We start from the raw sequence: 14,713 nt of genomic DNA on the forward strand, positions 1-14,713 counted from the left end.
GATTCACCGCCGCGCCGTCGCCGCGCGCGCGGCCGCGCAGACGGGCGCCGCGAGAGTCCTAGCACACTTCCAGGCGCGCAGGCCCGGGCGGCGGAGATCTCGCCGCCTCACGCGGCCTGGACGAACACCTCGCGCGGCGCTGTGCCCCGCGCCGGGCCGATCACGCCATCGGCCTCCATCATCTCGACGATCTTGGCCGCCCGGTTGTATCCGATGTTGAGCCGGCGCTGGATCATGCTGGTGCTGACCTTGCGCGTCTCGGCGACGATCTGGACCGCCTTGTCGTAGAGCGCATCGGCGCGCCGCTCGCTCGGCGCCTCATCCTCCTCCTCGTCGCGCTTGGCCGTGATCGCCAGGTTGTACGTCGGCCGCGCCTGCTTGCGGATGAACGCCACGACCTTGAGGATCTCGTCCTCGGACACGTAGCAGCCGTGCACGCGCTGCGGCTGGCCGCCGCGGTCCATGTGCAGCATGTCGCCCATGCCGAGCAGCTGCTTGGCGCCCTTGCCGTCGAGGATCGTGCGGCTGTCGATGTCGCTCGTCACCTGGAAGGCGATGCGCGACGGGAAGTTGTTCTTGATCGTGCCGGTGATGACATCGACGCTCGGCCGCTGCGTCGCCAGGATCAGGTGGATGCCGCACGCGCGCGCCTTGGCGGCGATCCGCGCGACGCTGGTCTCCACTTCCTTGCTGGCGACCATCATCAGGTCGGCGAACTCGTCGATGATGACGACGATGTACGGCATCTTCTCCGGCCTGTCGCCGACCTTGGCCCCGGTCGGCAGCCCGCCCATCGCCTCGACCGGCCCGTCCTCGTCGAAGCCGACGCCGCCGAGGAACTCGGCCGGGATCGCGTCCTCGCCCTCCTCGCGCGCGGCGGCGCTGGCGTCGGCCGCGGCCTCCTCGAGCGCCCGCTTCTCCGCCTCCCACTCGTCGAGCAGCTGCGGCAGCTTCTTGTTGTAGCCGGCGATGTCGCGCACCTGCGCGTCGGACAGCACGGCGTAGCGCCGCTCCATCTCGTCGACCGCCCAGCGCAGCGCCATGCTGGCCTGCTCGGCGTCGGTGATGACCGGCAAGAGCAGGTGCGGGATGTCCTTGTAGATGCTCAGCTCGAGCATCTTCGGGTCGATCATGATCATGCGCACGTCCTCGGGCGTGCACGCGAACAGCAGCGAACAGATCATCGCGTTGACGCCGACCGACTTGCCCGAGCCGGTCGCGCCGGCGACGAGCAGGTGCGGCGCCTTGGCCAGGTCGATGGCGACCGGCTTGCCGGTGATGTTCTTGCCGAGCACCATCGGCAGCTTGCCGCCCCGCGCGGCCTCGAACGCCTCGCTCTCGAGGATCTCCTTGATCGAGACGGTCTCGCGGATGGCGTTCGGGACCTCGAAGCCGACGGTCGCCTTGCCCGGGATCGGCGCGAGGATGCGGATAGCGATCGCCTCGAGCGCCATGGCGAGGTCGTTCTCGAGGCTCTCGATGCGCGACAGCTTGACGCCCGGGTCGGGCTTGAACTCGTAGCGGGTGATCACCGGCCCCGGGTGGATCTTGGTGACCTTGCCGTTGACCTTGAACTGCGCCAGCGCGTGCTCGATGCGCTCGGCCTGCTCGAGCACGAAGTTCTTGTCGACCTCGACCGCCGGCGCGTCGGCGGCCTCGAACAGCTTCGACGGCGGCAGGTTGTACGGCCCAGAGGTGAGGCGCACGATGCCCGGGATCGACGGCACGCGCTCGACCGGCTTGACGGCCGCGGCGGCGGGCGCGAGCGGCAGCTGCTCGGGCGCCCGCGCGGGCGCGCTCGCGGGCACGACCGGGGCTCTGGCGGCGATCGGCGGCGGCGCGCTCTCCTCCTCGTCGTCGAGCTCGGTCGTGACCTCGACGGTAGCCGCCAGCTCCTGCGGCCGCGGCGGCGCCTTCTTGCCGGCCTTGGCCTTCGCCGGCGTCGGGATCTCGGCTGGCTCTTCGATCCTGTCCTCTGCGACATGTCCCGGAGCCTCGTCGATGTCGGTCGACACCTCGGGCTCGACCTTGGCCGGCTTGCGGCGCCGCTTCGGCGCGACGTCGTCGGCGGGCTCGACCTTCGCGACCTCGGCCTTGCTCGCCTCGGCCTCGGGGCGCGCGGCCGTCAGCACGATCTCCGGCATGTCCTCGGGGCGGCGCGCGACCTTCCGGTTCTTGCGCGGCGCCTCGGCCACGGCGGCCGCGGGCAGCGCCGGCGCGGGCGCCTCCACCTCTTCCTCGGCGGCCTTGGTCTTCGGCTTGCGCCGGCGCTTGGGCTTCGGCTCCTCCTCGACCTCCTCCTCTTCTTCCTCTTCTTCTTCGGCCTCTTCCTCCTCGACCTCGTCCTCCTCGGCCTCCTCCTCTTCTTCCTCTTCCTCCTCGTCGTCCTCGGCCGCGTCGGCGCGGCCGCGCAGCGACTCGCCGATGCCGACGAGGCCGCCCCACAGGTACTGGCCGATGGCGATAAAGCCGCGGCCGAGCATGCGCACGGCGGCGATCAGGTGTGCCGTCGACAGCGGCGTCGAGGCGAACAAACCGACGCACAGGAGCGCGCCGGCGATCAGGTAGGTACCTGCCCGATCGAACATGCCGAGGCCGATCTCGCCGAGCACCTCGCCGGCCAGGCCGCCGGCGGTGAAGCCGTAGATCCGGTAGGCCGGGAACATCACGTGCAGCAGCACGCAGCCGGCCACCGTCGCCAGCGAGAAGCCGAGGCCCTCGCCGGAGCGCAGCTCCATCGCGTCGCCCAGCAGCGCCTTGACGCCGAGGCCGAGCACGCCGAGCACTAGCAGGTACGAACCCATGCCGAGCGAGGCGTACAGCGCCCCGGCGACCAGGCGGCCGACAGGACCCATCAACGTGCCGGTGCCGAACTGATACGAGAACAGTCCGCCGAGCATCAGCACGCCGATGGCGAGCAGCACCACGCCGAGGAACTCGCCCCACGGCCGTGGCAGCCCGGAAGAACTTTCGCGCACTCGCGCGTCTCGCGCAGAAGGAGAGTTGGCTCGTGGCTTGGCCATTTTCTCTGTGATCTCGCTGCGTTATGGCCCAGATTCCGGGCCCGGACCCGGAGGGTAAGCCGCGAAGTCGAGATGCGTCAAAAATTTGGCCGTCATGGGATAGCCTTGCGCCATGCGCAAGCTCGCCGTCCTCATGCTCCTGTCCACGCTGGCCATCTCCGGCTGTAAACGCAAAGAACTCGAGGCAGCCCTCGCGGAGACGCAGGCCAAGCTCGCCAAGACGGAGGGTGAGCTGCGCGACGAGCAAGGGAAGAACAAGCAGCTCAACGAGGAGAACACCTCGCTGAAGGACAAGATCGCCCAGCTCGAGAAGGACGTGCAGCGCCTGGGCGGCGAGATCAAGGTGCTCGAGGAGCAGAACGCCGACCTCGCGCGCAAGGCCGGCGCCACCGCCGACGAGCTCAAGAAGCTGCGCGACGAGAAGGCCAAGCGCCTGGCCGAGCTGCAGGTCTACAAAGACCTGTTCGCCAAGCTGAAGTCGCTCATCGACGCCGGCACCATCCAGGTCGAGGTCCGCAAGGGCCGCTTCGTCGTCAAGCTGGCCAGCAGCATCCTGTTCGACTCGGGCAAGACCGACCTCAAGCCCGAGGGCCAGGCCGCGCTGTCCAACCTCGCCGGCGCGCTCAAGAGCCTCACCGACCGCGAGTGGCTGGTCGCCGGCCACACCGACAACGTCCCGATCAAGACCGCCAAGTTCAAGAACAACTGGGAGCTGTCGACGGCCCGCTCGGTCGAGGTCGTGCAGTTCCTCGTCACCCAGGGCATGCCGCAGGGCACCCTCGGCGCCGCCGGCTACGGCGACGTCGACCCGGTGGCCGACAACACCAGCGAAGATGGCAAGGCCAAGAACCGCCGCATCGAGATCGTCCTGATGCCGCTGCTCGGCGAGATCCCCGGCCTCAAGGAGATGCTCACCGGCGGCGGCCAGAGCTGAGCCTTCGCTCGCGAGTCACCGTGCGGCCGCCTGCGGGCGGCCGTCTTCGTTGGGTCGCGCGCGGGCCCGAAAAATCGACGCCGTGGTGTGAACCTCGCCGGGGCTCGCGCGAATCATGACGCGCACGACCATGACGGACGACGAACCCCGGGCGCGGTTTTTGGCGCTGCTGCGCGAGCACCAGAAGATCGTGCTCAAGGTCGCCAGCGTGTACGCGCGCGGCGCCCAGGACCGCAACGACCTCGCGCAGGAGATCGCCGTCCAGCTGTGGCGCTCGTTCCCCCGCTACGACCCGGAGCGGCGCTTCTCGACGTGGATGTACCGCGTCGCCCTCAACGTCGGCATCTCGTTCGCGCGGCGCGAGCGGGCCCGCGACGGCCGCTTCGAGCCGCTCGCCGACCCGGGCGACGTCGCCGCCGACAGCGACGAGCCCGACGAGCGGCTCAAGCAGCTTCACGCGGTGATCGCCGGGCTCGCCGAGCTCGACCGGGCGCTCATCGTCCTCTACCTCGAGGAGCGCCCGCACAGCGAGATCGCGGCGATCCTCGGCATCAGCGAGACCAACGTGGCGACCAAGCTCGGCCGCCTCAAACAGCGCCTGCGCGGGCGGATGACGTGACCATGGAACTCGACGACCTCAAGCAAGCCTGGCGAGCCCTCGACCGCAAGCTCGAGCTGCAGGGCGCGCTGCAGCTGCAACTCCTCCACGAACGCGCGATCGGCCGCGCCCGCTCGCGCCTGCGCCCACTGGTGTTCGGGCTGTGGTGCCAGACGCTGATCGGCGGCGCGTTCATCTTCGTGTTCGCGTCGTTCTGGGTGAACCACCGCGACAACCTGCCCCTCATGCTGTGTGGCATCGCCCTGCAGGTCTACATGATCGGCATGGTCGTCCTCGGCGCGCGCGAGCTGGCGATGGTCCGCGCGATCGATCCGGGCGACCCGGTGGTGCTCAATCAACGCCGCCTGGCCGAGCTGAGCGCCTGGCGGGTGCGCACCTCGCCGTGGCTGGGGCTGCCGTGGGCGCTGTTGTGGATCCCGCTGGTCATCTGCCTGGCCGCGAGCAACGGCGACGATCTGATCGCGCGCGCCCCGGAGTTCGTGATCCTGCAGTTCGTGATCGGCGGGGTCACCCTGGCGGCGATCTTGCTGTTCCTCCGCTGGGCGCGGTCGCGCCCGCAGCTGCAGGCCGCGCTCGATCGCAGCGCCAGCGGCAGCAGCGTCGAACGGGCCCGCGCCGCCCTCGACGCGATCGAGCGCTTCGCGCAGGAGTGATGCATCACTCGCGCTACGCGAGCACGCGCAGGCGCCTGCGCTCGACCAGCTCGAGCTGGACGCGCAGGTTGGCCTGGCCGGCGACGTGCCAGCGGTCGCCGGGCGTCGATGGTTGCACCTGCAACAGCGGCGTGCCGGGCAGCTCGGTCAGCGGCTCGCCGTCGTCGTCGCGCACGTGGTAGAGCGCGGCGTAGGGCGCGTTGGCGATCGAGCCGTGGATGATGAGCTGCACGTCGAGCAGGCCGCGGCGCGAGGCGACCCGCAGGACCTCGCTGCAGCGGCTGCGCGGCACGCGGTACAGCCGCGGGGCCGGCTCGAGGTCGCGGCGGTAGGCGATCGTCGGCCCGAGCACCGCGTTGCGGTTGAGCTGCAGCTCGACGCGGATCCCCTGCGCGGGCGGCTCCTCCGGCGACGGCGGCCGCTCGAGCGACACCCAGCGCAGCCAGACCGCGAACGCGTCGCGGTCGAGATCGAAGGACAGGCGCGGGTAGACCACCTCCACGGCGCGGGGAACATACCTCAGCTCGCGCCTCGGCCCAACGCGGCGGGCGCAGCGACCGGTCCTCCGTGAGGCCCCGCACCCGCCCGCCGCTGCCCCGGCCCGCGGGGCCTGTGGGATTTTCGCCGCGACTCATGCACGCGCCGATCGTCGTCCCGGATCGCCTGAACATGGCCGAGTGGTTCCTCGACGCCCGCGTCGCCGAGGGCCTCGGCGACAAGACCGCGATCTACTGCGGCGAGGCGCAGGTGACCTACCGCGAGCTGGTGGCTGCCTCGTGCCGCGTGACCAATCTGCTGCGCTCGCTCGGCCTGCGCATCGAGGACCGCGTGCAGCTGCTCCTGCTCGACACGCCGGAGTTCGCGGCGGCCTACTTCGGCATCCTGCGCGCCGGCTGCGTGGCGGTGCCGACCAACACCTGGCTGCTGCCGGCCGACTACGCCTACTACCTCGAGTACGCGCGGCCGCGGGCGGTGATCGTCGACGCCGAGGTCTACCCGCAGCTCGAGCCGGTGTGGCGCGACGCGCCCTACCCGCCGATCGTCATCGTCGTCGACCGCGGCGGCGCGCCTGTCCCGAAGGGCACCCTCGACTGGCACGCCGAGCTGGCCCGCCAGCCCGACAGCGCGCGCACCGAGCCGACCTACCGCGACGACTTCGCCACCTGGCTGTCGTCGTCGGGCTCGACCGGCAAGCCGAAGTGCGTCGTGCACATGCACCACGACTTCGTGTGGAACACGATCGCCTACGCCCAGCGGACCCTCGGCATCAAGCGCGAGGACGTCACGATCTCGGCGCCGAAGCTGTTCTTCGGCTACGCGCTCGCCAGCAACATGCTGTTCCCGTTCAGCGTCGGCGGCAGCTGCGTGCTGGTGCCCGAGCGGGTCGCGCCGGAGCGGTGGTACGGCCTGATCGAGAGGTACCGCGCGACCCAGTTCGTGACCGTGCCGACGACCATCGCCAAGATGCTCGACCACCTCGACGAGGCCGGGCGGCGCGACCTGTCGTCGCTGCACTCGCTGGTCAGCGCCGGCGAGGCGCTGCCGTCGCGGCTGTACCGCCTGTGGAAGCAGTCGACCGGGGTCGAGATCTACGACGGCATCGGCTCGGCCGAGATGTTCCACGTCTACATCACCAACCGCCCCGGCGACGTCAAGGACGGCAGCCTCGGCAAGATCGTCGACGGCTACACCTACCGCCTGATCGACGACGACGGCCGCGACGTGCCGCCCGGCGAGATCGGCACGCTCGTGATCACCGGGCCCTCGGCCGGCCAGGGCTACTGGCGCATGCGCGACCAGAGCCGCGCGACCTTCTGGGGCGACTCGGTCAAGGGCGCCGACAAGTTCCTCGTCGACCAGGACGGCTACTTCTGGTTCTGCGGCCGCGGCGACGACATGCTCAAGTGCTCGGGCGTGTACGTCTCGCCGGTCGAGGTCGAGAACTGTCTCCTGGGCCATCCGGCCGTGCACGAGGCCGGCGTGGTCGGCTACCGCGACGCCGACGGGCTCGAGCGCGCGGTCGCCTACGTCGAGCTGGCCGCCGGGCACAGCCCCGGCGAGGCGCTGGCCGCCGAGATCCTGGCCCACGCGCGCGCCAACATCGCCGCGTTCAAGGCCCCGCGCCGGGTCGAGTTCGTGGCCGCGCTGCCGCGCACCGAGACCGGAAAGATCAAGCGCGGCGAGCTGCGCAAGCTGGCGGCGGCGCTCGGCTGAGTCACGACATGACCCGAAGGACATGGCCCATTCACCATGGCTGAACAGACACCCGGCATCTTCGTCCGCTTCGCCGAGCTGAGCTACCCCGAGGTCGAGCGGCTGCTGACCGGGTCGGAGCGGAAGGTCGCGCTGCTGGCGGTCGGCAGCACGGAGGCCCACGGCCCGCACCTGCCGCTCTCGACCGACAGCCTGATCGGCGAGGCGGTGGTCGAGCGGGCGGCGGCCGAGCTGGCGGCGCGCGGCCACCTCGCGGCCGCGCTGCCGCCGATCCACTACGCGGTGACCGAGTGGGCGCGCGACTTCGCCGGCTCGACCTCGATCGACGCCGAGGTCGCGATCGGCATGGTCCTCGGGACATGTCGCGCGGCGCGGGCGACGGGCTTCGACCGCGTCGTCGTGTTCACGGCCCACCTCGAGCCCGACCACATCGCCTCGCTGCGCGAGGTGGCGAGGCGCTACGCCGAGGCCACGGGCGAGGCCCTGCTGTTCGTCGACACCACCCGGCGCGCGCTCGCGGCTCGCCTGACGCCGGAGTTCCAGAGCGGCTCGTGTCACGCCGGCCGCTACGAGACCAGCCTCGTGCTGGCGATCCGCCCCGACCTCGTGCGCATGGAGCTGGCCGCGGCGCTGCCCGAGCACGTCGTGCCGCTCGCCGAGCACATCCGCGCCGGCAAGCGCGGCTTCCTCGAGTGCGACATGCCGCGCGCCTACTGCGGCGCGCCGGCGCTGGCGACCGCCGAGGAGGGCCGCGAGATCCTCGCCACCCTCGCCACCCTCGTCGTCGAGGCCGTGGTCGCCTCGTTCGCGTGAGCGAGCAACTTGCCCTGCCCTCGCCGGCTCGACAGGTCGAAGCATCCTTCGTCTGCCGCGGCCGTGACGCCGGGCCCTCCACGAGCCCGCACGCAGCCGTCGCGCCGGTGTATCCTCGCCGCGATGACGCGCGCTGCCCTGTCCTGTCTCGTCCTCGTGCTGACCGCCTGCGACGGCGCCGCGAATTCCGGCGATCCGCCGGCCGAGCCGGCCAAGAAGGTCGAGGCGGCGGCGCCGGCCAAGCCCGAGGCGCCTGAAACCCCGCCGGCCCCGAAGTACCCGCAAGGCGAGGCCGACGAGGCGTGCGCGAAGATCCTCGTCGTCGCCTGGCAGGGGGCCGAGGGGGCCGAGCCGACCGTCACGCGCGACAAGGCCGCCGCGCAGGCCCGCGCCGCCGAGCTGCAGAAGAAGCTGTCCTCGGGGACAGCCTTCGCCGAGCTCGCCGGCGAGTCCGACGAGCCCAGGACGAAGGCCAAGGGCGGGGCGATGGGCACCTACGCGCAGGACAAGTGGCCCGAGAAGTACGCCCCCCTGAAGGACGTGGTGTTCGCGCTCGGGATCGGCGAGACCGCGGCGCCGGTCGAGCACCCGCACGGGTTCGTGGTCGCGCAGCGCTGCAAGGTCGAGAAGGTGCACACGCGGCACATCCTCGTCCGCTACGCCGGGGCCAAGAACGCCGAGGCCGAGATCAAGCGCAGCAAGGACGCGGCGCTGAAGCTGGCGACGGAGCTCCACGCCGAGGCGAGCGCGGCCGGGGCCGACTTCGAGGCGCTGGCGAAGAAGCGCAGCGAGGACAGCTCGGCCGAGCGCGGCGGCGACCTCGGCTCGGTCGGTCGCGGCATGTTCGCGCCGGCGTTCGAGGCCGCCGCGTTCGCGCTGAAGCCGGGCGAGCTCAGCGCGGTGGTGGAGACCGACTTCGGCTTCCACGTGATCCAGCGGGTCGACTGACCGACCGGACGAGTCGTAAGAAAGACATGTCTGTGGCGACATGCCTGAGCGGGCATGTCACTGCAGACATGTACAATCGATCATCCCGATCTCGGTCGCCAGCGCGTGCACGCCGACGTCGTGCGGCTCCTCCGGCAGGCTGTCGACCAGCTCGTCGGAGAAGCACACGCCGATCCGCACCGGGCGGAGGCTCGCGCGCAGCGGGCTGGTGGCGCCGTCGTAGTGGCCCTTGCCGTAGCCGAGGCGGACGCCGGTGCGGGTGAACGCGAGGCCGGGCATCAGCACCAGGTCGACGTCGGTGTCGGCGAGCGCGACGCCCGGGCCCTCGCGCGGCTCGAGCAGGCCGAACGGCGCCGGCGCGAGCGCGACGAGGTCGCTGACGGCCACGAACTCGATGTTCTGGCGGCGCGGGCCGCCCATCCGCGGCAGCCACAATTGTTTCCCGGCCGCCAGCGCGGCGATGAGGAGCGGTCGGGTGTCGGGCTCGCCCTTCACCCCGACGAACGCGGCCAGCGAGTTGGCCGCGCGCCAGCGGGGGTCGGCCAGCACGTGGGCGCAGAGTTCGGCCGAGCGGGCCGCCACGCCCTCGGAGCCCCGCTCTCGCCGCCGCGCCGCGCCCTGCGCCCGAATGTCCGCCTTCGAAAGCATCATTCGCGCACTTACCGCGGCTGGCGCCGCGCCGCAAGGATCCGCAGCGCCCGCGCTCCGGCCGAGACAAGGCGCCGCCGCGAAGCGAGCCCAGCAGCGGCCATCCGCGACGTACTTGCGGTTCGGCGCGCACTCTGGTAGAGATACCGGCCCCGCGGGAGTAACTCAGTTGGTAGAGTGTCAGCTTCCCAAGCTGAATGTCGCGGGTTCGATCCCCGTCTCCCGCTCTCTCAGGCAAGGCCCCCCGGGGCCTTGTTTGCTTTCGGGCTGCGATAGCCCGGCGCGCCCTGCTCCGTTGACGCTCGTCGCTCGCGTGTGAAACGCTGCCGGCGATGTCGCTGGCGTGGCTGCTGCTGCTGACGCTGCCAAACGCTCCCCGGCTCGATTGCCGCGGCGCGGCGCTCGAACGCTGCCCCCCCGGCCTGGCGGGGCCGGCCTGCGATCTGCCGTGCGACGACGCGGCCTGCGAGGTCGCGGTGACCTGCCACGCGAACGGCGACACCTACGGCCTCTCGAGCTTCGGCGCTCACCTGTTCGCGCTCGACCCGGGCGACCCCGACTGGCTGGTGCGCCTGCGGGTGCTGCGATTCATCCTCGACCATCCGACCGACCTCGGCCTGAAGCCCGACCTGCGCGCGCACGACCTCGGCCTCGCGTCTGCGCCGGCGCGGCGCGTCGCGGCCGGCGCGCTGCAGCTGCTGCGATTCGAGCAGCGCTGGCGCGACGTCCCGCTGTTCGGCGCCGACGCCACGCTCACGCTGGTGGCCGACCGCGCGGGGGTGATCGCGATCCGCGGCAGCGTCGTCGACGGCCGCGAGGACTACGCGTTCGCCGCGGCGCCGGCCGGGCGCGACGTCGCCGAGGCGAGCATCCGCGCCCACGCGGCCGCGCGCGCGGCCGTCGATCCCGCGGCGCTGCGGCTCGTCGACCTGCGCCTGGTCGCGTTCTCGCGGGCGCGCACGCTCGGCTGGGCGGCGGCGGTGTTCCGCGGCCCGGCGCGGGTCGCCGACGTGGTCGTCGCCGCCGACCCGCGCGCGCCGGTGCTGCCGCTCCTGTATCACGTCGACCCGGCCGGGGCCGGCCTCGGCGACACGCTGGCGATCGAGGTGCGCGCCGAAGATCTGGCCACCGACATCTTCACCGCGCCGATCGAGACCAAGACGGTCTCGACCGTCCCGGGCGGCCCGCTCACGGGCTCCGCGTCCGACGGCCCGGTGCGCCTCGCCGACGAGCACGTGGTGCTCCTCGACGCCGCGGGCGCCGCCTCGCGCGGGGAGGCGCTGGCGAGCCCGATCGTCAGCCAGCTCGGCGCGCACTTCGACGCCTACCCCGACACCCGCGAATACGCGCTGCAGAACTCCTATTATTTGCTGCGCAGCTTCTATGCGCATACCGACGCGATCCTGCGCGGCCGCTGGGACAGCGCGCTGCCGACGATCGGCCTCGCCAGCGCGCTGCCGCCGGAGCAGTTCTCGCCGCGGCTGGTGGTCGCCGCCGACCCGGCCGCGGGCCTGTGCGGTTCGGCGAGCTGGTGCGTGTCGTCGGCCTGGGGCGGCGGGACCGAGGACCCGCCGGAGGCGCTGCAGCACCCGACGAGCGCGGCCCCGTACGAGGTCGTCGGCGCGATGTACCTCAAGGGCTCGAGCTACGCGCCGGCGGTGCTGCCGCACGAGTTCGGCCACTTCGCCGATCTGTTCGCCGCGCCCGGCCTCATGTACGAGCCGTTCGTGTGCATGCCGTGCGCGGCCGACTGCTACCCCGGCACCACCGACGAGTCGCTGCCGCTGAGCGAGACGTTCGCCAGCCTGATCGCGCTGTGGCTGTACCGCTCGCTCTACCCCGCGGCCGGCCAGGCCGCCTCGTGCAAGACGTTCAGCACCCTGAGCCTCGGCGAGAACCGCAACCCGCACAACGAGGCCTGTCGCCCGGCCGGCGACGAGTTCTCGCGCTTCCTCGACAACTACGACCCGGCCTGCCCGAGTGACGAGTTCGACTACCCCGACCTGTGCGACCGACCCTCGCAGATCGACATCGACTTCGACGAGGGCACCGGTCTGTGCGACCGCCAGATCGGCTACATGGTGGACAGCTGGTTCCAGGCGTTCTGGGAGCTGCTGCACGGCGAGCGCTGCGCGACCACGCCGCCGTACACCTGCACGCCGCTGCCGGCCCTGACCGCCGCGCCGGCCGCGGACGCGATCGGGCGCGCGCTGCTCTACGCGGCGCAGGTCAGCAGCGGCACCTACCGCGGATTCGCCGACGACGTCGCCACCTACGTCGCCTGCAACCACGGCGAGGCGGCCTACCTCGAGCTGAACGAGGTGCTGTGCCACCACGCCATCCGCCCGTGCGACGCGCCGGCGCCGACGCTGTGCGAGTTCTGCGGCGACGGGGTCCGCACCGGCCGCGAGGCGTGCGACGGCGGCGACCTCGGCGGCCAGACCTGCGCGGGCCTGGGCTTCGAGGGCGGGACGCTGGCCTGCGACGCGACCTGCCGGCTGGCGCAGGATGGCTGCATGTCCCCGGGGACAGGCAGCGAGGCGACCGGCGAGGAGGCGACGGCGACCGGCGAGCCGCCGACGACCGGCGACTCGGCGAGCGGCGAGCCGCCGGCGACCTCCGGGGCGGGGAGCCACTTCATCGACCCGGGCGCGACCGGCGGCGATCAGGCCGAAGACGGCTGCGCCTGCGCGGCCGCGCCGGGCGGCTCGTGGTGGCTCGCCGCGCTCGCGCTGGCCCGCCGCCGCCGCCGCCGCGACCGGCGCTGAGGCGGCACCCCGATCGCGGCTGTCCTGCCGAGCATGCCGAAAAGGACATGGCACATTGGACATGCATGGAACGACATGTCTGAAAGCTCTTGTTCAATCGTGCTCGAAGCGGGGCCCGCCGCCTGAGACAAGCGAGCGACGGCGGGCACGGAGCGGCGGAGCGGTCCCTGCATGTTCCCCGCGGTCGGCGAAGCGGGCTCACCAGGCGTGGCCCTCCGGCCGCGCGCCACTGCGTCGCCAAGGTCTTCCAGGGCGGCGGCTTCGGTGAACTGCTGAAGCGCTTCCGCGCCACCACGCTCCACGAGCACCGAGCAGTACCTCGTCGCGGCCGGGACGCCCCCCGCACGGCATGCCCGCCGCGCACGGCGGTCGCGACTTCGACGCGGCTGCCGGGCGCCGCCGCATGTCCTGAGAGACCTGTCCCGACGACCAGGTCTCGCACCGCACCACGAACTCCGCTGCGTGCGACACTGTCGCTGGTCGACCTCGAACCAGCCGCGGATGGGTCCGACCGACGACTGCGCGAGCCTGTTCGCCCCGCCAACCGCGAGCGTCGAAATGCCGCGCTCGAACCTCTAGCCTGCGGCCATGCACGTCGCACTTCGTCCCCTCGTCCGTGGCCTCCCGCTCGTCGCGCTCGCGCTCGTCGCCTGCGGAGGCGGCGATCCCGCCGACACCGACGCCCCCACGACCGCCGCCGAGACCACCGCAGGCACGACCGCGGGCGCCCTCACCGACGCCCCGACGACCAGCCCGCCCGGCACCACCACCGCCGTCGATCCGGCCACGACCACGACCACCGGCACCGCGACCACGACCGCGACCACGACCACCGGTGACGACCCCGACACCACCACCGGCACGACCGGCGGTGAGGCCGGCTTTGACGAGGACCTGCCCTACGGCGGCCGCTTCTACGGCGTCGCCGCCAGCGGCCGCGGCCCCGGCAACACCCGCTTCGCCACCATGGCCGCGCACCGCCTGCGCGCCGAGAAGTCCGGCTACGTCACCGCCGTGCGCTGGAACAACCGCTTCGATCACCAGGGCGGCAACGTCGGCTACTCGATCGGCGACGGCGGCAACGTGCGCGTCGAGCTGCGCGCCGATGACGGCACCGACAAGCACTTCCCCGCCGACACGGTGCTGGCGCAGACGGCCGTGCTCGAGCACATGATCGACCAGCCGGAGTTCCCGCTGGTCGAGTTCGCCGAGCCCGCGTGGCTCGACGTCGACCAGCTCTACCACATCGTCTACGTCCAGCTCGGCGAGCCCGGCAACGAGGTCTCGATCAACGACCTGCACAACTTGACCTACGGCAGCCCCAAGAGCCCGTTCTTCGACGACGACTTCGCCACCCTGATCCACCGCGAGAACACCGGCTGGTCGCGACGCGCCCGCTACATCCCGCTGTTCGAGCTCCACTACGACGACGGCGTCGTCAAGGGCCAGGGCAACCTCGGCGGGCGCCCCGAGGTCGACTCGATCAAGGGCACCGTGAAGTCGATCTCCGGCGACCTCGGCGCGCGTGAGCGGATCGTCGTCGACGGCCCCAGCCGCGTCGCCCGGGCCCTGTGGGTGCGGCCCTGGCGGGTCGAGGGCGACGACCCGCTGCACGTGTGCCTGCGGAACGGCCGCGGCGAGGACCTCGAGTGCTTCGCCCTCGACCCCGCTCAGGTCTCGGCTCCGTACAACGACCAGAACTTCGACTGCAACGACTGCGGCGACTGCGACAGCTGCAACAACTGCGGCGGCAAGAACATCTGCAGCGCCTGCGACGCCTGCGACGCCGGCACCAACGTGGTCGAGTGGATCCGCCTCGAGTTCGCCGGGAGCCAGACCCTGGAGTCGGGCGCGACCTACTCGGTCGAGTTCGCCGGCGATGCCTCGAGCACCTACCGCGTCACCGCGATGTACGGGGCAGGCCACGCCAAGGACGAGAGCGAACGCTTCGGCGAGGACAAGCAGGTCCTCTCGTGGCGCGCCGAGTACACCGTCGACGGCGGCAACAAGTGGACCGGCTGGACCAACTGGGACGTCGACAACCGCTCCGACCACCACCTCGGCGTCCTCTTCGAGCTCGAGTGAGCTCCAAC

General features: G+C 71.8%; 11 protein-coding genes and 1 tRNA gene. 9 read left to right on the forward strand and 3 right to left on the reverse strand.

Annotation, left to right across the window (positions count from 1 at the left end):
- Nucleotides 1–107: 107 nt before the first annotated feature.
- A complete protein-coding gene (locus tag K7C98_RS36275) occupies nt 108–2,978 on the reverse strand; it encodes an FtsK/SpoIIIE family DNA translocase (protein ID WP_224196456.1) in 2,871 nt (956 codons plus the stop codon).
- Nucleotides 2,979–3,135: 157 nt separating this feature from the next.
- Here K7C98_RS36275 and K7C98_RS36280 point away from each other — a divergent pair, with 157 nt between their 5' ends.
- From K7C98_RS36280 to K7C98_RS36290, 3 genes are all read left to right on the forward strand, one after another.
- Nucleotides 3,136–3,957, forward strand: a complete 822-nt coding sequence (locus K7C98_RS36280) for an OmpA family protein (RefSeq protein WP_224196457.1) — start codon at nt 3,136–3,138, stop codon at nt 3,955–3,957.
- Nucleotides 3,958–4,087: 130 nt separating this feature from the next.
- A complete protein-coding gene (locus K7C98_RS36285; RefSeq protein WP_346660330.1) occupies nt 4,088–4,576 on the forward strand; it encodes an RNA polymerase sigma factor in 489 nt (162 codons plus the stop codon).
- Nucleotides 4,577–4,578: 2 nt separating this feature from the next.
- A complete protein-coding gene (locus tag K7C98_RS36290) occupies nt 4,579–5,229 on the forward strand; it encodes a hypothetical protein (RefSeq protein ID WP_224196459.1) in 651 nt (216 codons plus the stop codon).
- Between the two features lie 13 nt (nt 5,230–5,242).
- Here K7C98_RS36290 and K7C98_RS36295 read toward each other — a convergent pair whose 3' ends face one another.
- Complete coding sequence (locus K7C98_RS36295; RefSeq protein WP_224196460.1) at nt 5,243–5,731, reverse strand: hypothetical protein; 489 nt, start codon at nt 5,729–5,731, stop codon at nt 5,243–5,245.
- A 131-nt stretch (nt 5,732–5,862) separates the two neighbouring features.
- On the opposite strand from K7C98_RS36295, the gene K7C98_RS36300 reads away from it, so the two are divergent.
- From K7C98_RS36300 to K7C98_RS36310, 3 genes are all read left to right on the forward strand, one after another.
- Entirely contained in the window at nt 5,863–7,443 is a 1,581-nt protein-coding gene (locus K7C98_RS36300) for a benzoate-CoA ligase family protein (protein ID WP_224196461.1), read from the forward strand.
- A 36-nt stretch (nt 7,444–7,479) separates the two neighbouring features.
- Entirely contained in the window at nt 7,480–8,256 is a 777-nt protein-coding gene (locus K7C98_RS36305; RefSeq protein WP_224196462.1) for a creatininase family protein, read from the forward strand.
- A 123-nt stretch (nt 8,257–8,379) separates the two neighbouring features.
- The gene (locus tag K7C98_RS36310) at nt 8,380–9,204 is read left to right on the forward strand and encodes a peptidylprolyl isomerase (RefSeq protein ID WP_224196463.1); all 825 of its coding nucleotides are present in this window, start codon (nt 8,380–8,382) and stop codon (nt 9,202–9,204) included.
- Between the two features lie 57 nt (nt 9,205–9,261).
- Here K7C98_RS36310 and K7C98_RS36315 read toward each other — a convergent pair whose 3' ends face one another.
- Entirely contained in the window at nt 9,262–9,852 is a 591-nt protein-coding gene (locus K7C98_RS36315; RefSeq protein WP_224196464.1) for a 5-formyltetrahydrofolate cyclo-ligase, read from the reverse strand.
- A gap of 154 nt (nt 9,853–10,006) precedes the next feature.
- On the opposite strand from K7C98_RS36315, the gene K7C98_RS36320 reads away from it, so the two are divergent.
- From K7C98_RS36320 to K7C98_RS36330, 3 genes are all read left to right on the forward strand, one after another.
- Nucleotides 10,007–10,079 (forward strand) — tRNA-Gly (locus K7C98_RS36320).
- A 105-nt stretch (nt 10,080–10,184) separates the two neighbouring features.
- Entirely contained in the window at nt 10,185–12,620 is a 2,436-nt protein-coding gene (locus K7C98_RS36325; protein WP_224196465.1) for a hypothetical protein, read from the forward strand.
- A 588-nt stretch (nt 12,621–13,208) separates the two neighbouring features.
- Complete coding sequence (locus tag K7C98_RS36330; RefSeq protein ID WP_224196466.1) at nt 13,209–14,705, forward strand: hypothetical protein; 1,497 nt, start codon at nt 13,209–13,211, stop codon at nt 14,703–14,705.
- The last annotated feature ends 8 nt before the right edge of the window (nt 14,706–14,713 follow it).

It is taken from the genome of Nannocystis pusilla (assembly GCF_020073745.1).
Taxonomy (GTDB): Bacteria; Myxococcota_A; Polyangia; order Nannocystales; family Nannocystaceae; genus Nannocystis; species Nannocystis radixulma.